This window comes from Klebsiella sp. Q11, from assembly GCF_964241505.1.
In the GTDB taxonomy this organism is placed as follows: Bacteria; Pseudomonadota; Gammaproteobacteria; order Enterobacterales; family Enterobacteriaceae; genus Klebsiella; species Klebsiella michiganensis.
Window position 1 is genome coordinate 102,232 of record NZ_CAXSXW010000005.1, and the last position, 22,867, is coordinate 125,098.

Annotated in this window: 20 protein-coding genes and 3 pseudogenes; 13 read left to right on the plus strand and 10 right to left on the minus strand. The window is 53.9% G+C overall.

Going from position 1 to position 22,867, the window contains the following annotated elements:
• Window positions 1-16 precede the first annotated feature (16 nt).
• A complete protein-coding gene (oqxB, locus tag ACESQ2_RS09510; RefSeq protein ID WP_038424435.1) occupies window positions 17-3,169 on the plus strand; it encodes a multidrug efflux RND transporter permease subunit OqxB in 3,153 nt (1,050 codons plus the stop codon).
• 63 nt (window positions 3,170-3,232) lie between these two features.
• Here the strand turns inward: oqxB and ACESQ2_RS09515 are convergent, their stop codons facing one another.
• Both ACESQ2_RS09515 and ACESQ2_RS09520 read right to left on the minus strand, forming a co-directional pair.
• On the minus strand, window positions 3,233-3,712 hold the full coding sequence (locus tag ACESQ2_RS09515; RefSeq protein WP_004121015.1) for an Rrf2 family transcriptional regulator: 480 nt from the start codon (window positions 3,710-3,712) through the stop codon (window positions 3,233-3,235).
• Between the two features lie 248 nt (window positions 3,713-3,960).
• Window positions 3,961-4,581, minus strand: a complete 621-nt coding sequence (locus ACESQ2_RS09520) for a histidine phosphatase family protein (protein WP_046877253.1) — start codon at window positions 4,579-4,581, stop codon at window positions 3,961-3,963.
• Between the two features lie 283 nt (window positions 4,582-4,864).
• On the opposite strand from ACESQ2_RS09520, the gene ACESQ2_RS09525 reads away from it, so the two are divergent.
• The 5 genes and pseudogenes from ACESQ2_RS09525 to ACESQ2_RS09545 all read left to right on the plus strand — a co-directional run.
• Complete coding sequence (locus ACESQ2_RS09525; protein WP_025107944.1) at window positions 4,865-5,554, plus strand: YafY family protein; 690 nt, start codon at window positions 4,865-4,867, stop codon at window positions 5,552-5,554.
• A gap of 70 nt (window positions 5,555-5,624) precedes the next feature.
• A complete protein-coding gene (locus tag ACESQ2_RS09530) occupies window positions 5,625-6,371 on the plus strand; it encodes an SDR family NAD(P)-dependent oxidoreductase (RefSeq protein WP_025107943.1) in 747 nt (248 codons plus the stop codon).
• Between the two features lie 298 nt (window positions 6,372-6,669).
• Window positions 6,670-6,816 (plus strand): annotated as a pseudogene (locus ACESQ2_RS09535) (cytochrome b); the annotation flags it as partial.
• A 111-nt stretch (window positions 6,817-6,927) separates the two neighbouring features.
• Window positions 6,928-7,476 (plus strand): tetratricopeptide repeat protein, encoded by a 549-nt coding sequence (locus ACESQ2_RS09540; RefSeq protein WP_014838337.1) that lies wholly within the window; start codon window positions 6,928-6,930, stop codon window positions 7,474-7,476.
• Between the two features lie 22 nt (window positions 7,477-7,498).
• Window positions 7,499-7,654: pseudogene (locus tag ACESQ2_RS09545) on the plus strand (RNA polymerase sigma factor); the annotation flags it as partial.
• A 69-nt stretch (window positions 7,655-7,723) separates the two neighbouring features.
• Here the strand turns inward: ACESQ2_RS09545 and ACESQ2_RS09550 are convergent.
• Window positions 7,724-9,220: a PLP-dependent aminotransferase family protein gene (locus tag ACESQ2_RS09550; protein ID WP_373170327.1), complete on the minus strand. Its 1,497-nt coding sequence runs from the start codon at window positions 9,218-9,220 to the stop codon at window positions 7,724-7,726.
• A 38-nt stretch (window positions 9,221-9,258) separates the two neighbouring features.
• Here ACESQ2_RS09550 and ACESQ2_RS09555 point away from each other — a divergent pair, with 38 nt between their 5' ends.
• Together ACESQ2_RS09555 and ACESQ2_RS09560 are read left to right on the plus strand one after the other, a co-directional pair.
• The gene (locus tag ACESQ2_RS09555) at window positions 9,259-10,026 is read left to right on the plus strand and encodes an arylamine N-acetyltransferase (protein WP_046877256.1); all 768 of its coding nucleotides are present in this window, start codon (window positions 9,259-9,261) and stop codon (window positions 10,024-10,026) included.
• Window positions 10,027-10,647: 621 nt separating this feature from the next.
• The gene (locus tag ACESQ2_RS09560) at window positions 10,648-11,619 is read left to right on the plus strand and encodes a hypothetical protein (RefSeq protein ID WP_373170328.1); all 972 of its coding nucleotides are present in this window, start codon (window positions 10,648-10,650) and stop codon (window positions 11,617-11,619) included.
• Window positions 11,620-11,910: 291 nt separating this feature from the next.
• Here ACESQ2_RS09560 and gap read toward each other — a convergent pair whose 3' ends face one another.
• Entirely contained in the window at window positions 11,911-12,921 is a 1,011-nt protein-coding gene (gene gap, locus ACESQ2_RS09565; protein WP_049078942.1) for a type I glyceraldehyde-3-phosphate dehydrogenase, read from the minus strand.
• 78 nt (window positions 12,922-12,999) lie between these two features.
• Window positions 13,000-13,980, minus strand: coding sequence for a GlxA family transcriptional regulator (locus tag ACESQ2_RS09570; protein ID WP_046877258.1), 981 nt, complete (start codon window positions 13,978-13,980; stop codon window positions 13,000-13,002).
• 310 nt (window positions 13,981-14,290) lie between these two features.
• Between ACESQ2_RS09570 and ACESQ2_RS09575 the strand changes: the two genes are divergently transcribed.
• On the plus strand, window positions 14,291-14,743 hold the full coding sequence (locus ACESQ2_RS09575; protein ID WP_014229171.1) for a GNAT family N-acetyltransferase: 453 nt from the start codon (window positions 14,291-14,293) through the stop codon (window positions 14,741-14,743).
• Window positions 14,744-15,009: 266 nt separating this feature from the next.
• Here ACESQ2_RS09575 and ACESQ2_RS09580 read toward each other — a convergent pair whose 3' ends face one another.
• Window positions 15,010-15,921 carry a LysR family transcriptional regulator gene (locus ACESQ2_RS09580; protein ID WP_038423183.1) on the minus strand — a complete coding sequence of 304 codons (912 nt, stop codon included), beginning with the start codon at window positions 15,919-15,921 and terminating at the stop codon, window positions 15,010-15,012.
• Between the two features lie 96 nt (window positions 15,922-16,017).
• On the opposite strand from ACESQ2_RS09580, the gene ACESQ2_RS09585 reads away from it, so the two are divergent.
• Window positions 16,018-17,007 carry an NAD-dependent epimerase/dehydratase family protein gene (locus ACESQ2_RS09585; protein ID WP_373170329.1) on the plus strand — a complete coding sequence of 330 codons (990 nt, stop codon included), beginning with the start codon at window positions 16,018-16,020 and terminating at the stop codon, window positions 17,005-17,007.
• Window positions 17,008-17,121: 114 nt separating this feature from the next.
• Here ACESQ2_RS09585 and ACESQ2_RS09590 read toward each other — a convergent pair.
• Together ACESQ2_RS09590 and gstA are read right to left on the minus strand one after the other, a co-directional pair.
• A pseudogene (locus tag ACESQ2_RS09590) lies at window positions 17,122-17,948 on the minus strand (aminoglycoside phosphotransferase family protein).
• A gap of 227 nt (window positions 17,949-18,175) precedes the next feature.
• Window positions 18,176-18,781, minus strand: coding sequence for a glutathione transferase GstA (gene gstA / locus ACESQ2_RS09595; RefSeq protein ID WP_025107936.1), 606 nt, complete (start codon window positions 18,779-18,781; stop codon window positions 18,176-18,178).
• A 120-nt stretch (window positions 18,782-18,901) separates the two neighbouring features.
• Here gstA and ACESQ2_RS09600 point away from each other — a divergent pair, with 120 nt between their 5' ends.
• Entirely contained in the window at window positions 18,902-19,777 is an 876-nt protein-coding gene (locus tag ACESQ2_RS09600) for a LysR family transcriptional regulator (RefSeq protein WP_049070134.1), read from the plus strand.
• A 47-nt stretch (window positions 19,778-19,824) separates the two neighbouring features.
• Here the strand turns inward: ACESQ2_RS09600 and ACESQ2_RS09605 are convergent, their stop codons facing one another.
• Window positions 19,825-20,052, minus strand: a complete 228-nt coding sequence (locus tag ACESQ2_RS09605; RefSeq protein WP_071846104.1) for a DUF1272 domain-containing protein — start codon at window positions 20,050-20,052, stop codon at window positions 19,825-19,827.
• A 326-nt stretch (window positions 20,053-20,378) separates the two neighbouring features.
• Between ACESQ2_RS09605 and ACESQ2_RS09610 the strand changes: the two genes are divergently transcribed.
• On the plus strand, window positions 20,379-21,242 hold the full coding sequence (locus tag ACESQ2_RS09610; protein ID WP_224260235.1) for an alpha/beta fold hydrolase: 864 nt from the start codon (window positions 20,379-20,381) through the stop codon (window positions 21,240-21,242).
• A gap of 170 nt (window positions 21,243-21,412) precedes the next feature.
• The gene (locus ACESQ2_RS09615; protein ID WP_049070132.1) at window positions 21,413-21,835 is read left to right on the plus strand and encodes a VOC family protein; all 423 of its coding nucleotides are present in this window, start codon (window positions 21,413-21,415) and stop codon (window positions 21,833-21,835) included.
• A gap of 197 nt (window positions 21,836-22,032) precedes the next feature.
• On the opposite strand, the gene ACESQ2_RS09620 is transcribed toward ACESQ2_RS09615, so the two are convergent.
• Entirely contained in the window at window positions 22,033-22,686 is a 654-nt protein-coding gene (locus ACESQ2_RS09620) for a LysE family translocator (RefSeq protein WP_046877265.1), read from the minus strand.
• Window positions 22,687-22,867 lie beyond the last annotated feature (181 nt).

The following is a 22,867-nucleotide window of genomic DNA, read 5'->3' on the forward strand; positions in this document are numbered from 1 at the left end:
CCTGAGAATCCAACCCATGGACTTTTCCCGTTTTTTCATCGACAGGCCGATTTTTGCCGCCGTTCTGTCGATTCTGATTTTTATCACCGGATTAATCGCCATCCCGCTGCTGCCGGTGAGCGAATATCCTGACGTCGTACCGCCCAGCGTGCAGGTGCGCGCGGAGTATCCGGGCGCCAACCCGAAAGTGATTGCCGAGACCGTGGCGACGCCGCTGGAAGAGGCGATCAACGGCGTTGAAAATATGATGTACATGAAATCCGTCGCCGGTTCTGACGGCGTACTGGTGACCACCGTAACCTTCCGTCCGGGTACCGATCCCGATCAGGCGCAGGTTCAGGTGCAAAACCGGGTATCGCAGGCCGAAGCGCGTCTGCCGGAAGATGTGCGGCGTTTGGGGATCACCACCCAGAAGCAGTCGCCGACGCTGACGCTGGTGGTGCATCTGTTTTCGCCAAACGGTAAATACGACTCCCTGTACATGCGTAACTACGCCACGCTGAAGGTGAAGGATGAACTGGCGCGCCTGCCCGGCGTCGGCCAAATTCAGATCTTCGGCTCGGGCGAATACGCGATGCGCGTCTGGCTCGATCCCAACAAGGTGGCGGCGCGCGGGTTGACCGCGTCGGATGTGGTCACGGCGATGCAGGAGCAGAACGTCCAGGTTTCCGCCGGGCAGCTTGGCGCCGAGCCGCTGCCGAAAGAGAGCGACTTCCTGATCTCCATTAACGCCCAGGGGCGCCTGCATACCGAAGAAGAGTTTGGCAATATTGTCCTGAAAACAACGCAGGACGGTACGGTCGTCCGCCTGCGCGACGTGGCGCGTATCGAAATGGGCTCCGGCAGCTATGCGCTGCGTTCCCAGCTGAACAATAAAGACGCGGTCGGGATTGGTATCTTCCAGTCGCCGGGGGCGAACGCCATCGATTTGTCTAACGCGGTGCGCGCCAAAATGGACGAGCTGTCGAAGCGTTTCCCGCAGGATATGAAATGGGCGGCGCCTTACGATCCGACGGTATTTGTTCGCGATTCCATTCGCGCGGTAGTGCAAACGCTGCTGGAAGCGGTGGTGCTGGTTGTGCTGGTGGTGATCCTGTTCCTGCAAACCTGGCGCGCGTCGATTATTCCGCTGATCGCGGTGCCGGTTTCGGTTGTGGGTACCTTCAGCATTCTCTACCTGCTGGGCTTCTCGCTGAATACCCTGAGCTTGTTCGGGCTGGTGCTGGCCATCGGCATCGTGGTGGATGACGCCATCGTGGTGGTGGAAAACGTCGAGCGAAATATCGAGGAAGGGCTGGCTCCGCTCGCCGCGGCGCATCAGGCGATGCGTGAGGTGTCCGGCCCGATTATCGCCATTGCGCTGGTGCTGTGCGCGGTGTTTGTGCCGATGGCGTTTCTCTCGGGCGTAACCGGCCAGTTCTACAAGCAGTTTGCGGTGACGATCGCCATCTCCACGGTGATCTCCGCCATCAACTCGCTGACGCTCTCTCCGGCGCTGGCCGCGCTGCTGCTAAAACCGCACGGCGCGCCGAAAGACTTCCCGACCCGGCTTATCGACCGTCTTTTCGGCTGGATTTTCCGTCCGTTTAACCGCTTTTTCCACCGCAGCTCGAACGGCTATCAGGGGCTGGTGGGAAAAACGCTCGGACGACGCGGGGCGGTGTTTGTGGTCTATGTGCTGCTGCTCTGCGCGGCGGGCGTCATGTTTAAAGCGGTACCCGGCGGATTTATACCGACGCAGGATAAACTGTATTTAATCGGCGGCGTGAAAATGCCGGAAGGTTCTTCGCTGGCGCGCACCGATGCGGTGATCCGCAAAATGAGCGAAATCGGGATGAATACCGAAGGCGTGGATTACGCGGTCGCGTTTCCGGGGCTTAACGCGCTGCAGTTCACCAATACGCCGAATACCGGAACGGTCTTCTTTGGCCTGAAGCCGTTCGACCAGCGTAAACATTCGGCGGCGGAAATTAACGCTGAGATCAACGCGAAAATCGCGCAAATCCAGCAGGGCTTTGGCTTCTCTATTTTGCCTCCGCCGATTTTAGGGCTCGGCCAGGGTTCCGGCTATTCGCTCTATATTCAGGACCGGGCAGGTCTTGGCTATGGTGCGCTGCAAAGCGCGGTAAACGCGATGTCCGGTACCATTATGCAGACGCCGGGGATGCACTTCCCGATCTCCACCTACCAGGCGAACGTGCCGCAGCTGGATGTCCAGGTCGATCGTGATAAGGCGAAAGCGCAGGGCGTGTCGCTCACCGATCTGTTTGGTACGCTGCAAACCTATCTGGGATCGTCTTACGTCAATGATTTTAACCAGTTCGGGCGGACCTGGCGCGTGATGGCGCAGGCTGACGGCCCGTTCCGCGAAAGCGTGGAGGATATTGCCAATTTGCGCACGCGGAATAATCAGGGCGAAATGGTGCCAATCGGCAGTATGGTGAATATCAGCACCACCTACGGGCCGGACCCGGTGATTCGCTACAATGGCTATCCGGCGGCGGATTTGATTGGCGATGCCGATCCGCGCGTACTCTCTTCCTCGCAGGCGATGACGCAGCTGGAGAAGATGTCCGGCCAGATATTGCCGAACGGGATGAATATCGAATGGACGGATCTGAGCTTCCAGCAGGCCACGCAGGGCAATACGGCGCTGATCGTCTTCCCGGTGGCGGTGCTGCTGGCGTTCCTGGTGCTGGCGGCGCTGTATGAAAGCTGGACGCTGCCGCTGGCGGTGATTCTTATCGTGCCGATGACGATGCTCTCCGCGCTGTTTGGCGTCTGGCTGACCGGCGGCGATAACAACGTGTTCGTACAGGTGGGGCTGGTGGTGCTGATGGGGCTGGCTTGTAAAAACGCGATTCTGATCGTGGAGTTTGCCCGCGAGCTGGAAATCCAGGGGAAAGGGATCATGGAAGCGGCGCTGGAGGCGTGTCGCCTGCGTTTACGCCCGATTGTGATGACCTCTATCGCCTTTATTGCCGGGACCATCCCGCTGATCCTCGGTCACGGCGCGGGCGCGGAAGTGCGCGGCGTTACCGGGATCACGGTGTTCTCCGGGATGCTGGGGGTGACGCTGTTTGGTCTGTTCCTGACCCCGGTGTTTTACGTGACGCTGCGTAAATTCGTGACGCGCGGTAAACCTGCTGAGGACGTTTCGCCGGCGTAGGGTGCGGCAGATAACAAAAAACCGCCTTCACTGTGAAGGCGGTTTTTTGGCGCTCAAGGAAAATTAATGGGCTTCTTTATATTTGGCGATAAGTTCAGGCACCGGATCGCACCCGCTGGTATCGGCTTTTTTCACTTCTTCCAGCGCGCTTGCCACGGTGTGGCGTGCCAGTACCTGTAGCGAAGCCTGCTCCGCTTCATCGGCGATAGATTTGAAGTACCAGCACGCGTTCGCGCTGACCACGCAGCGGGCGGGGACGTCAGGGCGCGACGCCCACAGTTTTTTATCTTCGATAACGGAGACGTAGATATCGCGCAGGGTGATCTCTTCCGCCGGGCGGCCGAGATGAATAGAGCCGTTGCGGCCAAGCGTTGAGACAATAATGCCGTCACGGGTGAGAGGAACCATGAGTTTGCGGATAAAGCTCGGGTTCGCTTCCAGGCCGTAGGCCAGAATCGCGCTCGTCGAACGTTCACCCAACTGCTCCGCCATTGCTACGCTGAGAACCATCTGCAAAGCTGTCGGGAAGCGGTAATCTAACATTTTCTTATCCTGGGTAGCGGTGAATCTTGTTCTTTTTGGCACCGCAGAGGTGAGTAAGCAATAAACAACAATATACCAAATACGGTAATTTTTTTGAAGCAATCTGCGCTTTTCCCGCCAGGTAAAAAAGCGTGAGTGAGAGCGGGGCCAGCCGATGCCTCACGCCATGGCGTGAGGCACTGATGAAAAAGGTATCAGCATTTAATACCCGCTCGGGCGCACAGAACCCCCGGGGTCTTAATGGGCGTTTATCGTTGAAGTTGAATGAGATGGGTAGCCATCCCCCATCTGAGCGCGGCGCATTTGCGGTCCGTAAAATCGAAAACAGAGTAACTCGCATTGGGGTGCGCATAGCGAGAGAAGTTATCGAGAGTCCCCTCTTTAAGTAACGCCAGCACGCCCTGACTGACATGCCCGTGAGAAACAACACCGACGATCTGATGTGCATTGGTATTTTGCAGGTGTTGTAAGAAATTTATCACGCGTCGAGTCGCCTGGGCTAACGACTCTCCCTCCGGGGGACAATAGGCTGCATCAAGGGCGAGCAACGCATCTGCATCACGCGGATTGTCTCGCCTGAAGTGCTCAAAAGATATCCCTTCAAAGCAACCAAACGACTGTTCCTTAAGAGATTCTTCAACTTTTAACGGGCAGCCAAGACCTTCAGACAGCTTCAGCCCCATGTGCAAGGCGCGCCCAAGCGGGGAGCTGTAAACACATTCTATCGGATATGCCTCTTTCGTCAGCGCTGTCAGTAACGCCGCTGTTTCTTGCATACCGCGGTGGGTTACGAAGCTGTCGCGATGCCCCTGAATAATCCCTCTATGATTCCACTCGGTTTCTGCGTGCCTCACCCATATCACTTTCATCGTATTTGAGATCCGTTATCCAACGTGACTACCCGTTTGTTTATCTGATTCAGGGCGAAAGTGTAGCATAGTGAACGTTTGAAGCCGGTTTCTGGATATTATCCAGCGATAATGTCCGCTTCTGGCACAAAGCACTGCCTACCAAACTCACCCTATGTCCTGTCGCGGTGTATTAAACAACGGGGAACCACTCAGCTTAAGCATGTACGTTTGCTTTATACTAAGATATTTATCCAACAGAGGCGTTAAGATATCGTCTCAGGATCAAGATGGATTTATCAGCATGACCAGAACAGAAAGGCTTCTCGAATTACTACAGATATTAAGGGCGCAAAGATATCCGATCACGGCATCCGCTCTCTCAGAAAGATTAGAAATAAGCGTGCGTTCCCTTTACAGAGATATAAAAACGCTACAGCAGCAAGGCGTGTGCATTGAAGGGGGGGCTGGAATTGGTTATATCGTTAAGTCTGACTTTCATTTACCGCCCTTAAATCTTTCTCATGAAGAAATCAATGCTATTATACTTGGGCTTAATTGGGTTTCTCATAATACGGATAATGATTTCAAAAAAAACGCAAGGAATGCGCTTGCCAAAATACATGCCGTTATTCCCGGCGAATTAAAAAATCTTATTGAGAGTCAATCCTATCTGACCGGTCCCACAGAAAAGAATGAGGTGTTTTTTGAAGACTTGCGTAATGCGATTAAAAAACGAAAGAGGATCAAAATAAAGTATTGTGATAAGAGCAATGTTAACTCTTCTCGAGTCATATGGCCCATCGCATTGGTATATATGGAGTCATGCTGGCTTTTGGTTGCATGGTGTGAAATGAGAAAGGATTTCCGTCATTTTAGAACGGACAAAATACAAGGCATTGTGCCGCTGGATTCCAGGTATAGTGAAAGCAGGTTAGTTTTATTGAATAAATGGAGAATGAAAGAGGGGATCGGCCCGGAGAAAGAGTACTGACAAAAACTGTCACTGCGAATTTGTATACTTCCTCAGATGTAAGACTCAATGCTACGTCATAGGGGGGATTATGAATTTTCAAAATAAAGTGGCTGTTATCACCGGCAGCACTGCAGGTATAGGCGAGGCAGTCGCAGAGCAGTTACACAAACATGGCGCGAAGGTCGTCATTGTATCCCGCTCGTCAGAGGAGGCGAAACAAAAAGCGAAACAATTGTCTTCACAGGGACAACCAGCAATGGGGATCGGATGCGATGTGTCACAGCCCGAACAAGTACGGCAAATGATAGATGACGTTATCAACTATTTTGGCAGGCTTGATTATGCTGTCAATAATGCAGGCATAACAGGTGAGCATGGTAAAAAGATAACAGAGCAGACAGTTGAAAACTGGGATAAGGTCATTGCCACCTCATTGAGCAGCGTTTTTTACTGCCTAAAATACGAGATACCTCAGATGATGAAGATGGGGGGCGCTATCGTTAATTTATCTGCAGTAAATGGTCTGGTTGGCATTCCTGGGCTGGCGCCTTACACCGCCGCTAAGCATGGTATAATTGGTTTAACCCAAACCGCAGCGCTGGAGTTTGCATGTCAAGGCATTCGCATCAATGCCGTCGCTCCGGGCTATGTCCAAACCCCACGAATAAGCGAATTCCCTGAAAATATCGTACGCAGTTTCGCAAATAGCCACCCTATGAAAAGGATGGCAAAAATGCAGGAAATCGCAGACTTCATATTGTTTTTGTTGTCAGATAAATCAGCGTTCTGTACCGGAGGCGTTTATCCCATTGATGGTGGTTTTTTAGCTGAGTGACATTCCCGTTAGGTTTTTAAGCCTCCGTTTTACCGCGTCAGAGGCCAGGGGCATGCCGGGCCGTTCCGTCAGCGTCAGCCCGGCGCTGGCTATCACTGATATTTGGCGACAAGATACTCCTCTTCGCTGCGTCGCCAGAAATGTGAAGGAATAAACGGGGATATATACTCATACGAGGGCGCGAAGAAGGATCGTACCTGAGCCCGGCGATAAAAAACGAAAAAACGTATTTTTTATCGAATAGATTAAAAGGTTGTGGCGTTAACTCATCATCAACGTACTGATGGAGTCATCATTTATGACTGCAACAACGCAACCGCTAACACAACAGTGCCGCGATAGTTTTACCCTGGCACGGCATTGGGTCACCGCAGCCAATGTCATTTTCCTGTTTGCAAGCGCACATATCCGGGAGCCGCTGGAGCGGGGAACGCCCCTGAAAAAAAGCGGCGGGCCGGTCATATTTGCTGCGCGCTTTTCCCTCACTATCTGCTACGGGACAGCATACCGCGTCGTATGCTGCCTTGCCGTTCTTTTCGTTAACCCGGAGTTCACTATGAACACGTTGTCGTTTTTACATTCCGCCATTAATCAACGTCTGCTGCTGCCCGTGGTGTTTGCTCTGCTGACCACGCCGGTTTTGGCCGCAGGTGACAATAGTACCAATAGCAAAACGCCGGACTGCCCCAGCGGACAGGTGTATGACAGCACGAAAAAACAGTGCGTCCCTGAAAAAACAAGCCAGCTCAGCGATGAAGACAAAACGCGTTATGCCTATCATCTGGCCAAAAAAGGGGAGTACCAGGCGGCCCTGGACCTGCTCAACACCCTGAAAAATGGCGATACCGCGGAAGCCTGGAATTACCGGGGCTATGCCACGCGTAAGCTGGGCCGTACCGATGAGGGCATCGGCTACTATCAGCGTTCAATCGCGCTCGATCCGACCTATGCCAAAGTACGTGAATACCTTGGTGAAGCATGGCTGGCGAAAGGCCGTCCTGACCTGGCAAAAGAGCAATTGAAAACTATCGCCACGCTGTGCGGCCATAGCTGCGAGGAGTACCGGGATCTTCAGGCAGCGATCGACGGTCATCCTGAGTCCTGAATAAGAGTATGAGGATAAAAAAATTACGACCAGCGGCGTCCGTCAGCATCTTGCTGCATATCTGACACGCCTGTGGCGCTATGGGCTGGTTCTGGTTGTCGAAGAGCTGGTTCAGACTGCCTGTGTCCGCGCGCTTGAAAAAAGCGCGCGGTTCACCCCGAGGAGGCGGCCGACACGTTGCCCGTCCCGATTGGTTACCCTATCCTGGTTTTATCTCCAATTGACCGGCCCCGGGCAATAGCCGCTGTCAATGTTCCCTGGCCAATTCGTAGCATACGATACCGAGCTGTTCAACGGCATGCAAAAGCGCGGGGGTGGGTTCATTCGCACCGTTCAGGCGCAGGTAGTTTTGCAGTTCCGCCGCGCCCGGGGAAAACAGCGGCCCCGGACTGACGCCAATGCCCAGGGCGAGTGCGCGACGATGTACCTCCAGCGCATCTATCCTGGAGGGGAGTTGAACCCAAATCAAAAAGCCGGCTTCCGGAGCCGCGACGCGCGTGCCCGGTGGGAAGCAGGCTTCAACTCGGGTGATGATAGCGCGCATACCTTCCGCAATCCGCAGCTTCAGATGCCGCAGGTGCCTGTCGTAATCGCCGCTGGCGAGGATCTCGTTTGCCGCGGCTTCAATCAGCGGCGCGCCTGCCCATTCTCCGGCCATGCGGGCCTGCAATACCGCGGAGTGATAGCGTCCGGCAGCAATCCAGCCAATTCGCCAGCCCGGCGCCAGGGTTTTCGACAGCGAACTGCAATAAATCACATTTCCGTCCCTGTCGAAGGCTTTACACGCGGGCGGACGCTGCGCGCCACCGGCAAGATCGCCATACACATCGTCCTCAATGAGCGGGATGCCCTTATCGGCTAGCAGCGCCACCAGCGCCTGTTTGCGCGCCACGGGCATGCTGGCACCCAGCGGATTTTGCACCGTGGGTGAGGCGAGCACGGCCGCAGGGCGGTGGCGCTGGACAGCCTCTTCAAGGGGCGCCAACAATAAGCCTTCAATCGGGTCTGTGGGGATCTGTAACGCCTTCAGACCCAGATCTTCCAGCAGCAGAAGCGTGCCGAAGTAGGCGGGCTGCTCAATCGCGACAGCATCACCCGGCTGGCATACCGCGCGGAGCGCCAGACGTAGCGCCTGGGTTGCGCCTGCCGTAATGATAAGGTCATCCGCGCCAAAAAGAGCGCCCCACTGCGCAGCGCGTGCGGCAATCTTTCTGCGCAGGTCCGCTCTTCCCGGGGGCAGGCTGTAGCTCTGCCCGCGCGCATCAAGCCGACGACCGGCGGTGTGCAGCGCCCGCTGTAGTGCATCCACGGGAAGCCAGGCGGGATCGGGTAGCGCGGCGCCAAGCGGCACCAGACGCGCTTCAGCGCTACCGAACAGCGACCGGGCAATGGCGGACATTGTCACCGGCACCGGCCCGGGCAAAGAGGCAGCGCGCTGTTCGTTTCCGGAGGCGGCTGGCTGGCGGACAAAATAGCCTGAACGCGGTCGCGCGATAATCAGGCCCTCCGCCTCAAGATAACGCAGCGCTTCCAGGGCCGTGGGGAGGCTGACCTGTTCGCGTTCGGCCAGTTTACGCGCGGAGATAATGCGATCGCCAGCCCGTAAAGCGCCTGAAGCAAGCGTCAGCCGCAGCATATCGGCTATACGGCGGTAGCGGGGCGTCGGCGGGGATATTTCGGACATCGTCATCTGTATAGTCTGCTTTTTGATAAATCTGACTATACAGGCGAAGCGGGGCGCCATCTATAGTGTGTTCCACACCAACCAGCCGGGGAAATCATATGCACAGCGACAGTTTTGACCTTTCACTTTACTTCCGCCGCATAGGCTATAGCGGGACTGCGGCAGCGGATACCGCAACGCTACACGCGCTCATGCGTCACCAGCTCTTTGCCATCCCCTTCGAAAATCTGGACGTACAGGCAGGTAAAATCGTGTCGATGGAGCCCGATGATATTGCCAACAAGCTCTTACGGCAGAGACGGGGCGGCTACTGTTATGAACTCAACGGGCTGTTTACCATGGCGCTGGAAGCGCTGGGCATTGCCTGGCGGTTTGTCGCGGCGCGGCCCATGTTCTATCCCGCGCGCCGGCCTAAAACCCATATGGCGGTCGTCGCGGAAGTCGAGGGCCGTCAGTGGCTTTGCGACCTTGGCTTTGGGAGCTACGGTATTCGCGCGCCGCTGGCCCTGGATGAACTTGATACGGACATTATCCAGGATTTCGATACGTTCCGGCTTAGCCGCGATGCGCACGGCGACTATCTGCTGCAGGCAAAAGTTGAGGGAAGCTGGGCCAATCAATATGGTTTTGACCTGTCACCTCAGGAATGGATTGATTTTGCTCCGGCCAATTTCCTTAACTCCACGCACCCCGACGCGGTCTTTGTACAAAAGCTGCTGGTTATACAGCATCAGCCCGAGGGGCGCTTTATTCTGCTGGGCAATACGCTCAAGAGCATTACCGCGGATCGGGTAGAAAAGCAGCGGCTGGAAGACGATGAAATTGCGCATGTACTTGAGCAGCGTTTTGCGTTGTCTGCCCGCTAATTAATCAAAGGGGCCAATGAGTCCGGGGCGGAACGGGCACGAAGCAGGGATGCCGGGGGAGCCATCGCGATCGCCATGAGGTGGGAGTGACCGCTTCCCCGTGCCCCTCTCAATCTGTTCATCTGCTGCGACATCAGCAGCGGGTGATTATTTACGTTGCCGGCGGGTATATGAAATAGCAGATAATGCAAATAAAAAACTAACGCCACTTTTAATAAACAAGGCTATTCAGTTAATTACCACTACAAAAATAAGATAATTCTATCTGAGCTGGCCAATCTGTATCCGTAGTACATATTTCCGCCACACAACCCCCTGCACCTGGAAATTCATTGCTAACAAGTAGTTACAGCTGTGCGGCAATATTTTTGGCGATAAAAAATGGTTAAAATAAAATCATCTACTAAAATCAAATTGTTGATTAAATTCATACACTGCTCGTTCGTATTAATTTAGATAATTGGCTTTGTGTCGAATGCCCAAAATTTAAGCAGCGGGTGATAGCTGCTGACGATAATTATCCCGCTCGATATTGCCCTAGGTCTGGCAGGTAAATTCCTGCTCTGGACGTTTGTGTAAAACGACACCGGGCTAATTGAGTTATTTCAAAGGACAACGTAAATGACGAATATCTACGACTCTACCAATATAAGCAGTCAGGAAGCGGCCAGGCACTTGCCTGCGGCTGCTGTAAACAGCGCGAGCGCGGTTTCATGGAGGGCGATATTTGCAGGCGCCGCCGCTGCCGCCTCGCTGGCGCTTATGCTGCTCATGCTTGGCGCCGGATTAGGCCTCACCTCAATCTCTCCCTGGGAAAATCAAGGCCTTGCGGCGGGTACCGTAGGTATTGCCGCCATCGCCTGGCTGACGTTTACCCAAATTGTGGCGTCAGGAATGGGGGGATATCTGGCCGGACGGCTTCGGACGAAATGGGTTGATACGCATACCAATGAAATCTATTTCCGCGATACGGCGCATGGCTTTCTGACATGGGCGGTGGCGCTGCTGGTATCAGCCGTTCTTTTAACCACTACCATCAGTTCACTCATCGGCGGCAGCGCAAAAGTCGTTGGTTCCGTTGCCGGGGGCGCGACGGCAACCGCCGTGAATAACGCGGGGGAGGGATCATCGATGTTATCGAAGTCATCGATGGAATATTTTACCCGCTCGCTGTTCAGGGCTAGCGGCTCCACTCCGGCAGGTAACAGCAACGCATCAGGCAATGATGGCATGGCCATGAATCAACCGGTGCCGCCAAAGGCGGAGTCACCCGCTCAATTAGCCGAGGTGACGGGCATTTTTGCTAACAGTATTTATTCTGGCGCGCTTCCCAAGGATGATCTGACCTATGTGGCGCAGCTGGTTTCTCAGAATACCGGCATCAGTCAGCAAGAGGCCGAGCAGCGGGTGCAGGCGGTTTATGATAAAGCCCAGGCTAATTTGAAAGAGGCAAAAGATAAAGCGCAGCAGGCCGCAGACGCCGCCAGAAAAACCACCAGCTACGTCACTCTGTGGTCATTTATTTCTCTGTTAATTGGCGCTTTTGTTGCCAGTCTCTGTGCCACCTATGGCGGCCGTCAGCGTGATTTATAACGTCTAATACTCATTATACGGGAGGAACCTATGCGTTCAATATTGCTTTTCTTTCTGGGTGTGCCAATTCCTATCATTATTTTAATCGCGCTATTTGTGCACTGACTATTTTCCGGCCCCGCAGGAATAATGGTTAAGTAAATACTGACCCTCGCACATTACCGCTAAAGCATAAATGCCCTTCGAGGGCATTTATGCTTTTTATCAGGCGCTCAGAGGAGCCTGCTGCGCGTCACCAGGGAATCTCTCCGGGACAGAGTGATGTCAACTATCAATAACACCCGCAGTGAATTAACGCTCACGCCTTGCCATCATTAGCGCCAGGTCAACGAGGCGGTTAGAGAATCCCCATTCATTGTCGTACCACGCCAGAATTTTAACCATATTGCCGCCAATCACCAGCGTTGACAGACCGTCGATAATCGACGAGCGCGGGTCACCCTGGTAGTCGCTGGAGACGAGCGGTTCATCGCTATAGCCGAGAATCCCTTTTAGCGGCCCCGCGGCGGCGGCTTCACGAAAGGCATTGTTCACCTCTTCGGCCGTCACCTCTCGCGCCAGCGTCACGGTCAGGTCGACAATAGACACCACCGGTACCGGGACGCGCAGCGAGTATCCCGTTAAGCGGCCATCCAGCTCAGGAATAACTTTGCCCAGCGCCTTCGCTGCGCCGCTGGAGTAAGGCACTATCGACAGCGCGGCGGCGCGAGCGCCGCGCAGATCTTTTTCCGGCTGATCGTGCAGGGCCTGGCTGTTGGTGTAGGCGTGGGTGGTGTTCATTAAGCCGTGCTTAATACCGAAATGCTGGTGCAGAACCTGGGCGGCAGGCGCCAGACCGTTGGTGGTGCAGCTACCGTTGCTGACCACGTAGTGTTTATCCGGGGAGTAGAGGCTATCGTTAACGCCCATCACGATGGTTAAATCATCGTTTTTGCCGGGGGCGGAGATAATCACGCGCTTTGCGCCACCGCGGTGGATATGCACCGCCGCCTTGTCGCGATCGGTGAAGAATCCGGTGGCTTCAATGACGATATCGACTTCACGCTGATGCCACGGGATATTGGCCGGGTCGCGTTCGCTGAATACGGTTATGGGTTTACCGTCAACCACAAGCTGCCCTTCACCGGCGGTAACGTCCGCGTCGAGCTTACCGAGCAGCGAATCGTATTTTAGCAGATGCGCCAGCGTTTTGCTGTCCGTCAAATCGTTGATCGCCACAATCTGAATATCCGAATTGCCCAGTGCAGCGCGCAGTACGTTGCGTCCAATACGGCCAAAACCGTTAATACCGACCTTTACCATGATTAACTCCTTATCCATTGTCTCTGGCGTCAGAGTAGGCCGGGCAGGCTTTGGCGTAAATGACAAAAAAGGATCACTTTACGCCATTTTGCGACAGTGAAATCGCTGACGATATTCCCCGGGTGTGAGGTGAAGCTGTTTTTCAAACAGCCGTCGCAGGTTAATGCTGCTGCCAAATCCCGTTTGTTCGGCGATACGATCCAGCGTCTCGTTAGTTTGCTCCAGACGCTGCCGCGCGGCGGCCAGACGGGCTTCGGCGACGTAGCGCGCCGGCGAAGCACCGGTTTCCCGGGTAAATACGCGGGTGAAATTCCTTGGACTCATGGCGACCCTTTCCGCCAGTTTATCGACGCTGAGATCGGCGGTGAGGTTTGCGAGCAACCACGCCAGCAGATCGTTAATAGGGCCCAGGGTGCTGGTCTGCTGAAGGTTGTAGCGGCTAAACTGCAGCTGGCCGCCGGGACGACGCAGGTACATGACGAAATCTTGGGCAATATCGCGCGCCAGGCTGAAGCCGTAGTCCTCTTCAACCAGCGCCAGGGTGAGATCGAAGCCGGAACTGACCCCGCCAGAGGTCCATATGTGTTCGTCCTGAATATAGAGCGGACCGCTTTCGACGCGTACCTGAGGAAATTCCGCCTGCAGGGTATCCAGTAGCTTCCAGTGGGTAGTGGCTCGCCTGCCGTCCAGCAGCCCGGTTTGCGCCAGCAGCAGGGCTCCGCCGCAAATGGAAGCAATGCGGCGGGCATGGGGAGCCGCAAGGCGCAGCCAGTCAACCACCGCAACCCCTTCCTGCGGGTTTTGACCTCTGCCGGTAATCATGATGGTATCGAGCGGCTCGCGAGGGTCTATCTCATGCAGGCGATGATCGGCCAGCAGATTTAAACCGGACTGACCATGGATCACCTGATGCGGCTGGGTGGTCGCTAGCTGGACCTGGTAGCAGAGCTCCCCGGCGCCTTCCGGGTGCAGACGGTTGGCCTGCATCAGAATGTCGGCAATACCGGCGGATTCAAACAGCATGCCGCCATCCGGGACAATAATAAGTATCTTCTTCATGTCCTGAAAAGTAATCTTTTTACAGAATAAGTCAACAGAACAGACGGGGGAGGGGGAGTTTCTGCCACCGCAGCGACGCTCTCGTCTCGCTCGCTGATGGTGTGACGTCGACGGGATGGGGTTGCCTGCTGAGGTAGGTCTCGCACAAACTGGACTGGAAAAATAGTACCGAATGTCTGCTATGAGCTAATAGCAGACATAACATCCCCGGGATAGTTTGGGAAAGGATACTCTTCCAGCATCAGTTTCGGTTCATGCTTTTTGGGACAGGATACTTTATGCTGGTTACTCTCATTTATAGGATACGACCATGATAACTGTAGAGAAATCCGATCCATTTTCTTCAGAATCCCATCGCTTAATCGAAATGCTATCAGCTGAACTTGCCGCTATTACGGGGGATAGTGGCAAAAGCAATTTTACCGTTGAAGCAATGAATGATGACAAAGCCTTATGGGTATTAGCAAAGAATACTCATGGCGAAGCAATAGGATGCGGCGCTATTCGGCCGATAACGCAAAATATAGCCGAGCTTAAAAGAATGTTTTCAGACCGAAGCGTGCCAGGAGTTGGGGGAGCTTTACTCACTTTTCTGGAAACATCTGCAAAAGATATGGGTTATAGCGAACTCAGACTGGAAACCCGACACATCAACCATCGGGCAGTAAATTTCTACGAGAAAAATGGATATATTCGTATTGAAAATTACGGTCCCTATGTCGGTAGGACAGAAGCCGTGTGTTTCTCAAAAGCATTGCGCTGATTGTATTAATTGGACCTGCTTTCCGCTCCAGGCACAACGCTGTCTACCAAACTCCACCAATGCCCGTTTAGCTATAGCGTTAAGGCTGTGAGCATAAAGACAGATAACGATAATGCGCAGGATCGTGTGTTGCGCTCATGCAGAACCATGGTCATCGCGGTTTCTGCATCGAAACGGAGCAGCCGGCATGTTCGAGGAGGGGACTCCTCCGGAGAAAACGTGCGGAGTATACAGGCACCTTAAAGGGAGCATTTTTCCATGGCGATTCACTGTGCCTGTCTCTGGCCGATATATTCCTCTAATCCCTTTGCCAGGACATCGAAAACCAATTTGCAGCACAGACTATTGCGCAGGTCTTCGTGCATGACGATCCAGGTATCAAGATAGAAAGAAAAGAAATTCGGCAGTAACCTCCGCAGTGGAACAGAGCCATTGGCCAACTGCACCTGGCATATGCCAATGCCGGCCCCGGCGCGAATAAGATTCAGCTGAGCCACGTCGCTGTCGGTGCGCATGGAAAATGCATTCCGGCTTAGCTGAGGGAATTTTTCCAGGGCCTTACGGATGAAAGGCGTATCCTGATCAAAGCCAATCAGCGCATGTTTCAGCAGATCTTTGCTATTTTCAGGCGTGCCATGTCGTGCAAGATAGGACGTCGATGCGTGGAGACCGAGTTCAATGCGGCCAACGCGACGCGCAATAAGCTGTTCCTGTACTGGCGTCGTCATGCGTACAGCAATATCGGCTTCCCTGTGCAGTAAATCCTGAACCCGGTTCGACAGAACTAATTCAATCGTTATTTGTGGGTGAGACTCCCTGAGCCTGGCAATAAGCGGCGGCAGAACTTCAACGCCGATAACGTCACTCGCGGAGACGCGGACGACGCCATGAATGGACGTGCTGTTATGACTAAAGTTGGAGGCTGTGCGCGCTAGCGTATTCGCGGTGCTCTCCATCGCTTCGGCATGCACCCTCAGCGCCAGCGCCGTTTCAGTCGCCAGCAAGCCCGTCTGCGACCGCGTGAACAACACCTGGCCCAGAGCGGACTCGAGCGCAGCGATATGCCGTCCCGCCGTAGGCTGCGTAATCGAAAGCCTGCGTGATGCGCCGGAAAGCGAGCCTTCCCTGAGCACAGCCAGAAATGTTCGGTACCACTCCCATGGGATAGATGTATTCATACAAATTTGTATAGCTGCCCTATAAAGATATCCAATTCAATTTAGCTCTGCCTGTACGTACGCTGTCAAGGTCAAATCAGCAAAGAGGCAGACAATATGGAAACCCGAGGCAAGGTCCTGATACTTGGCGCAACCGGCGGAATCGGTGGTGAAACGGCGCGCCGGCTTATTCAGAACAAATGGGACGTTCGTGCACTAAAACGAGGACTTCATGGCAGTGAACGACGTGGTGACATCCAGTGGGTAGGGGGCGACGCTCTCGACCCGGAGCAGGTCGCCGCTGCGGCAGCAGACTGTAGCGCGATCGTTCACGCCGTCAATCCGCCCGGCTACAGAAACTGGAAGCATCTGGTGCTGCCTATGCTGCGCAACACGATTGGCGCAGCAGAACGAACCGGCGCCTTGATCGTGCTTCCCGGGACCGTTTACAACTATGGTCCTGACGCTTTTCCGCTATTACGGGAAGACGCTCAGCAGACGCCGGTCACCAGGAAGGGAGCTATCAGGGTACAAATGGAGAAAGAACTGGCGGCCTATTCGCAGCGTGGCGGACGGGTATTGATCGTCCGCGCGGGGGATTTTTTTGGTCCGCGCGCCGGTAATAACTGGTTTTCTCAAGGTCTGATTAAGCCCGGCAAGCTGCCTGGCGTCATTACCAATCCAGCTTCGTTTGCAACCGGTCACCAGTGGGCTTACTTACCTGATGTCGCGGAAACGATAGCTGCGCTGCTGGCACGACGCGAGGAGCTTGAGCCCTTTGCACGTTTTCATATGCAAGGTCACTGGGATGCCGACGGCAGCGAAATGGTCAGCGCGATTCAACGCACTGCGGCACGCTATGGCGGCATGGCCAAAATACAATCATTTCCGTGGTGGTTGATGTACCTGGTAGCACCTTTCAACGCAACCTTACGCGAACTTCTGGAGATGCGGTACCTGTGGCGCCAGCCGGTTCGCCTGGACAATACGAAACTGGTGAATTTTTTAGGTGCCGAGCCTCACACCCCTCTTGATGAAGCTGTCCATGCGACATTACAGGGCCTGGGCTGCATTGATCGTACCGAGATGGCTCGTATAACAATATAGAGACGCTCCAGGGTTGCATCTGGCATGAAGCGGACAGGCTAACTGGGCCAAAGGTCCGCTATGAGCGAGGAACGGACGTACAGGAAACCATTACCCCCATTGTCGACTTCCCACTCACCGTTCCAGTTCAGTCATCGCCAACTCGGCAACTTTTATTGTTGTTGAAACAGTATCGTTACTTGAGAGGGACCAGGCGGTTGAAAGACCACACCATGCAATTATCCATTTGAGCAGGCGTTCTCTGTCCAGGTCAGCCATTCTGGTGACGATGCTTAGACGTGTTTAAATGTCTCCGGTACAGCCGCAACAGGAGGTACTGGATTACCAAGATCCGGATTAGTAAAAATATTAGCAAAGTCGAATCCCCGTTCACCTATTAGCCCTTTGGGGTCAATGGCAAGCCAGCCAGATGTTTCAAAATCAAGCACATTTCCGTGATGTAAATCGCCATGCAATACGACCACATCTCGAGGAGAAGAAAGCAATTCCTCTGAAATTTCTGCGCAACGTGTCAGGATACCGCCATATTTCAAGGCTGCTGGTTTTAGAGGATTAAACCATTCATGTAAAGGCGTAAGCTGGGGAAACGGTCTTTTTGCGCATGAATGAATTTGGTTCGCAGTCATACACAAAATATGACAGGCTACGTCATCCTTATCTCCACGGGACATTGCTGATAAAGAGGAGGAACCTGTGGCTCTTGAGAGAAGAATTGCTTCATTTTCATGTGCAATCACCTGTGCCGCACCATTCCCTTCCCACCATGCCATTAGTGCATTACCGGCTTGTTCATCAAGGTCATCCGTAACTTTTAGCATGGCTTTAATACCATGTGCTGCTGTTTTGACCGGATACAACTGTGATGTATGAGTTATAAATGGAGTGCCATCAGGAATGAGGTTCCAGCGACTTAGCCAGGGTTTTAACTTGAACGTATCCATAAAGCTTTCTTTGAAATCCTTACAATCAAAGTGGTAAACAGGTATGCATTCAGGCATTTTACCCCATAGGTGAAGCGCTTTCCTGCATGCTGTCTTCTGGTAAGACAATGTCCGCTCCTGGCACGCAGCAGACGGCCATCGGACGCGCAATCCGCCATGGACGAGGAGCGGACTTTCCATTTTGCAGATACTCAAAAGCGGTGTCCCGCAATCAGCGATTACCAACCTTAAAGCGACGCCTCGGCCAGTAATGCGGCCTGTACCGCAGGACGGGCATTGATCGTTTCCCTGTACGCCAATAGCGCAGGCCAGCGCTCCAGTGAGATTGAGAAGAATTTACACCAGCCCAGCACAGTGAAAAGGTAGGCATCAGCCACGCTGAAGGATGGGCCAGTCAGATAGGTTTTTTCGTTGAGAGTCGCCTGAAGGAAATCGAACTGTCGGAACAGCTTCTCACGAAAAATCGCTCTGACCTCTTCGGGCAGCGCGGGATTGAACAACGGTGCCGAGCCAGCGTGTATTTCACTGGTGATAAAGTTAAGCCATTCCTGCAGACGCACCCGAGCCCAGCTGTCCGCACGCGGCGCCAGGCCGTGTTCTGGTTTTAGATCGGCGAGGTACTGCACGATGGCCGGGCCCTCAGTGAGTATCTGACCATCATCGAGCTCAAGGGCCGCGACATAACCTTTAGGGTTAATGGCGCGGAAGTCGCGACCATCAGCGGTGATCTTGCTTCTGTTGTTGACTCTAACCAGTTCAAACTCAAGTTGCAGTTCGCGCAGCACAATGTGCGGCGATAACGAACAGGTATCTGGGGCGTAATAGAGTTTCATTTTGTCTCCGTTAAAGGTAAAAAGCGGTCGGGGGACGTCCTGAGCTCACTGTATTTGACGCGGAATGCGCTGTAAAATTAATGATAAAGAAAATAACTATTAGCTGAGCTACTGATAATCATGATGAACCTTTTACATTGGCGCTTACTGGTGGCGGTGGCGGATGCCGGCAACATCTCGCGCGCCGCAGAGGAGATAGGAATGACTCAGTCCGGCGCCAGCCAGGCAATCGCCCAGCTAGAGTCTTCACTGGGATTTTCGGTATTTATACGTGAGCGACGATATATCGGCGTGACCGCGCTGGGCGGGCAGGTTGTTGAACACGCAAGAAACATGCTTTCGCAGCTAAATGCCATCCGCGAACTGGCCGATGAGAGCCGGGGTTTAAATCGCGGGCGCATTCGCCTGGCCAGCTTTCCATCAGTGACGTCCACCTTGTTGCCTGGACTGCTGCGGGACTTTAAGCGCCTGCATCCGGGTATTGACGTCGTCATCCTGGAAGGCTCGGACGAGGAGGTCGAGGAGTGGCTGGCCGCTGATACCGTTGAACTGGGGGTAGTCATGAATCCCGAACCCGGCCGTGCTGACGTTGTATTAGGGCAGGATGCATGGGTAGCGGTACTGCCAGCCACTCATCGGCTGGCACATCATGCCAGGACGTGTGGCATAACGCTAAAGGCGCTGGCAGACCAGCCCTTTATTCTGGCGACAGGCGGATGCGCCGTTAATGGCAAAAGCCTGATGGAAAAGGCGGGTCTGCAACTTGTTGATATACGCGTGACGGTACGCGACTGGATTAGCGCCTGTAAGCTGGTCGCGGAAGGGATGGGCGTCGCCATTGTGCCTGAATCAGCCCTGCCAGAGGCGTTGCGCAATCTGTGCGTGGTGCCAGTGACGCCTGCCATACACCGTGAGTTTCGGCTGGTCTGTTCGTCATCCGGAACGTCTTCCGGCGCAACGCAGGCGCTACTTAACGCGCTACGTAAACGAGGATGAGCGGGCACGCGGCGAACCGGATCGTCAGCGATAAGTGACAAACCGGCTTATTGTTTATATCGGCGCAGGCTGGAGGCAGGATGCCGAAGGAGGGCTGATTCGGGGCGTATTGGGCGGCGCACCAGCTCTCCCCCACAGTTCGGGCACCGGCCTTGCAGCCGCTGAGTCACGCAGTCAACGCAAAAGGTGCATTCGAATGAACAGATGTACGCGCTTGTTGATTCTGGCGGCAGATCGTTATCACAGCATTCACAATTAGGGCGAAGTTCAAGCATGGTGATCTCCTGCTATTAAATAAAGGGGCGTCATGAGCGCGCGAGGGGCATCTGCCTGTCCCGTATTCGAACCGCTGCGCTTAATCTGCACGAGATGAGCATGATCGACAGGTCGAAAAAAAGCAAGAGATTGAGTGGCTTATCAGTACCAACCGCTTCTGGCGCTGGTGGTTGGGGGAAAAGACCGCTGAGCCTGTGCAGCGTGAGAAGAGGACGTTACGTGAGAAGAGGACGTTAATAGAGGAATAAAAACATCGCCAGATTTGCCCGTGGCGGCTACAGTTAAAATTATTTAACTGGTATGACCACATGGGCGGATATCCTTTATGAACCTGATAACAATCCCTGTAAAGCAGGGGGATGTTCTGGCTGCCACAGTATGGGAGAGAAGCGATGCTAAAGCGCTGGTGATCCTCCATCCTGCCACCGCGGTATCACAGGCGTTTTACAAGGACTTCGCTGAGTATCTTTACGCAATGGGATTCAATGTTCTGACCTACGACTATCGGGGGATAGGTCATTCCAGGTCAGGCACGCTGCAACACTGTCATGTCTCAATGTCTGACTGGATCGAGCAGGATGTCGGCTGCGTCACCGCGTGGGCAAAGCTGCGTTTCCCCAATCTTCTGCTGATGGCGGTAGGGCACAGCGTTGGCGGGCACGCTATTCTGCTTTCAACGGCCACCCGGTCGCTGCATGCGGCGGTTCTTGTTGCTTCGCACGCTGGCGTCACTCGCACAATTCAACAAACGCAGGAAAAGCTCAGAGTCTGGTTTTTATTACGTATTCTGGCGCCGGTTCTGTGTCGTACCTTTGGCTATATGCCTGCCAGACGCCTCGGGCTGGGGGAAGATTTACCCGCGCCCGTCATGCTGCAATGGGGGCGCTGGAGTGCCATGCCCGACTATTTTTATGACGATCGCGCCTGGGATGCGCGCCGACGGGCAAGCGAAGTCACGTTACCCCTTCTGGTACTCGGTTTTGATGACGATCCCTGGGCTAATTCTGCAGCGATTACGCGCCTGATGGCGCCGGTGGAAAACGCAAAAATTGAACGCCGCGAGATCCGGCACGCGGATTATGGTATTCCGGCGGTCGGCCACATGGGCTTTTTCCGTACCCGATGTGCGGAAAAAATATGGCCAGAAGTCGGTCGCTGGCTGGCAAGTCGGTGTCAACCCCAGGGATAATGTCTTCCCGGCTATTTTTCTTATAGTCGAAGAGATTAACAGAGCATGGTATGCCGTAACCGCCGGTGCTCAGGTTTCAAAGCGGCAACAGGCGCATCCGCGGAAATAGTTCATCGCGACTCAGAGAGATATCATGTCTGTTCAAAAAAGGGCAAAGAGGATGCACTAAGATGCTGGCTTATATCACTATAGGTACAAATGACTTTCAGCGCTCCGTGGACTTTTATGAGGCTATTTTTAAAGTTCTTGGCTACTCACGACTGCCAGCCTGGACAGAAGGCTGGGCAATGTGGGGAGATGAAAATAATCCACATGAGGTGTTCAACTTCTGTATTTGTCCTCCTTTTGACCAGCATCCCGCAACGGCGGGAAACGGGACAATGTTCGCATTCCGTGCAGACAGCGCTGACCTTGTCAGGCGGTTTCATGCAGCAGGCCTCCTTGCGGGAGGGGAGAATGAAGGCGAGCCAGGTACACGAACCGCATACGGCCCCGACTTTTATGTTGCCTATCTGCGCGATCCTGACGGGCATAAGCTGGCATGCGTTTGTCAGCATTATTCTCCTGAAGCAGATAAGTTCGTAGATGAATAATAGTGGCTTCACTTATCACATTTTACGGTTTTGAGCGTTTATAACGCTTAGCGGTGAAAGGCGGCATTTCCGGCGAAGACACTCAATATCGTCTTCGGCTTGGACAGTCCGCTCCCGGCACAAAGCGGACCATCTGAAGCGTCGCGAGGTCTGCTATGAGCGAGAGGCGGACACTGGGTTTACTGTTTCGGTAAAACTTACCGGGCAGATTTCGAGACTACACCAGACCCGCTGAACAACATGCGGATACCAAGGCCTATCATGACAACGCCTGTAAATCGTTCCTGCCATTTGATAAAGCCTGGGTGTTTACGTAGCCAGTTTCCAAATGTCCCTGATGCCATTGCGACTGACCCCAGGGAAACAATTCCTGCCAGCTTTTGGATACTCCCCAGAACAAGCAATTGCAGCCAGACAGGACCCGCGGCGGGATCGATAAACTGAGGAAGAAAAGCAAACATGAACAGCAGGGATTTTGGGTTCGTCAGGCTGTTCAGGGCACCTTCCTTAACCGCATTCCAGTCAGAAATTATTGCGGTTTTTCGCAGCCGAGTATCTGTGCCTGAAGTCGCTATCATTTTTATGCCCAGCCACATCAGATAAGCCGCACCAGCCCACCTTAGCAGATCCAGCGCAACTGGCCAGGCATGCACAACGGTCACCAGCCCAAGAACAAGAAAAGAAACTTGCACAAAACCTGCGACAAAGACATTGCCCAGAACCGTAAGCAGTGCAATACGTCTTCCCTGACCGACTCCTCTGGCGATGGTCAGCATCATGTCTGGCCCCGGAGAAATTTCCAGAAGCGTCAGCGCGAGAAGGAAAGTCATAAACGTTTCGATGGAAGGCATCGTGGTTGAGTCCGGAAAAAAATTTCTGCTACGTTACCTCAGACTGATTCGAGCCGAAAGTGGAAGATACTGCAACGTCCGCCTACGGCACGAAACGGACAAGTGCAAAGGTCCGCTATGAGCGAGAAGCGGACATAGATAGGGCTAAAGATTTGTGCATGATGCATTAAGGATGATTTAT

Bases quoted from the DNA above. Each gene is read 5' to 3' on its own strand.
- ACESQ2_RS09580 (WP_038423183.1), bottom strand. From the start codon at position 15,921: ATGAATACATCTATCCCATGGGAGTGGTACCGAACATTTCTGGCTGTG.
- ACESQ2_RS09605 (WP_071846104.1), bottom strand. From the start codon at position 20,052: ATGCTTGAACTTCGCCCTAATTGTGAATGCTGTGATAACGATCTGCCG.
- ACESQ2_RS09585 (WP_373170329.1), top strand. From the start codon at position 16,018: ATGGAAACCCGAGGCAAGGTCCTGATACTTGGCGCAACCGGCGGAATC.
- ACESQ2_RS09560 (WP_373170328.1), top strand. From the start codon at position 10,648: ATGACGAATATCTACGACTCTACCAATATAAGCAGTCAGGAAGCGGCC.
- ACESQ2_RS09570 (WP_046877258.1), bottom strand. From the start codon at position 13,980: ATGAAGAAGATACTTATTATTGTCCCGGATGGCGGCATGCTGTTTGAA.
- ACESQ2_RS09550 (WP_373170327.1), bottom strand. From the start codon at position 9,220: ATGGCGCCCCGCTTCGCCTGTATAGTCAGATTTATCAAAAAGCAGACT.
- oqxB (WP_038424435.1), top strand. From the start codon at position 17: ATGGACTTTTCCCGTTTTTTCATCGACAGGCCGATTTTTGCCGCCGTT.
- ACESQ2_RS09620 (WP_046877265.1), bottom strand. From the start codon at position 22,686: ATGCCTTCCATCGAAACGTTTATGACTTTCCTTCTCGCGCTGACGCTT.
- ACESQ2_RS09610 (WP_224260235.1), top strand. From the start codon at position 20,379: ATGAACCTGATAACAATCCCTGTAAAGCAGGGGGATGTTCTGGCTGCC.
- ACESQ2_RS09530 (WP_025107943.1), top strand. From the start codon at position 5,625: ATGAATTTTCAAAATAAAGTGGCTGTTATCACCGGCAGCACTGCAGGT.
- ACESQ2_RS09525 (WP_025107944.1), top strand. From the start codon at position 4,865: ATGACCAGAACAGAAAGGCTTCTCGAATTACTACAGATATTAAGGGCG.
- ACESQ2_RS09515 (WP_004121015.1), bottom strand. From the start codon at position 3,712: ATGTTAGATTACCGCTTCCCGACAGCTTTGCAGATGGTTCTCAGCGTA.
- gap (WP_049078942.1), bottom strand. From the start codon at position 12,921: ATGGTAAAGGTCGGTATTAACGGTTTTGGCCGTATTGGACGCAACGTA.
- ACESQ2_RS09615 (WP_049070132.1), top strand. From the start codon at position 21,413: ATGCTGGCTTATATCACTATAGGTACAAATGACTTTCAGCGCTCCGTG.
- gstA (WP_025107936.1), bottom strand. From the start codon at position 18,781: ATGAAACTCTATTACGCCCCAGATACCTGTTCGTTATCGCCGCACATT.
- ACESQ2_RS09555 (WP_046877256.1), top strand. From the start codon at position 9,259: ATGCACAGCGACAGTTTTGACCTTTCACTTTACTTCCGCCGCATAGGC.
- ACESQ2_RS09520 (WP_046877253.1), bottom strand. From the start codon at position 4,581: ATGAAAGTGATATGGGTGAGGCACGCAGAAACCGAGTGGAATCATAGA.
- ACESQ2_RS09540 (WP_014838337.1), top strand. From the start codon at position 6,928: ATGAACACGTTGTCGTTTTTACATTCCGCCATTAATCAACGTCTGCTG.
- ACESQ2_RS09600 (WP_049070134.1), top strand. From the start codon at position 18,902: ATGATGAACCTTTTACATTGGCGCTTACTGGTGGCGGTGGCGGATGCC.
- ACESQ2_RS09575 (WP_014229171.1), top strand. From the start codon at position 14,291: ATGATAACTGTAGAGAAATCCGATCCATTTTCTTCAGAATCCCATCGC.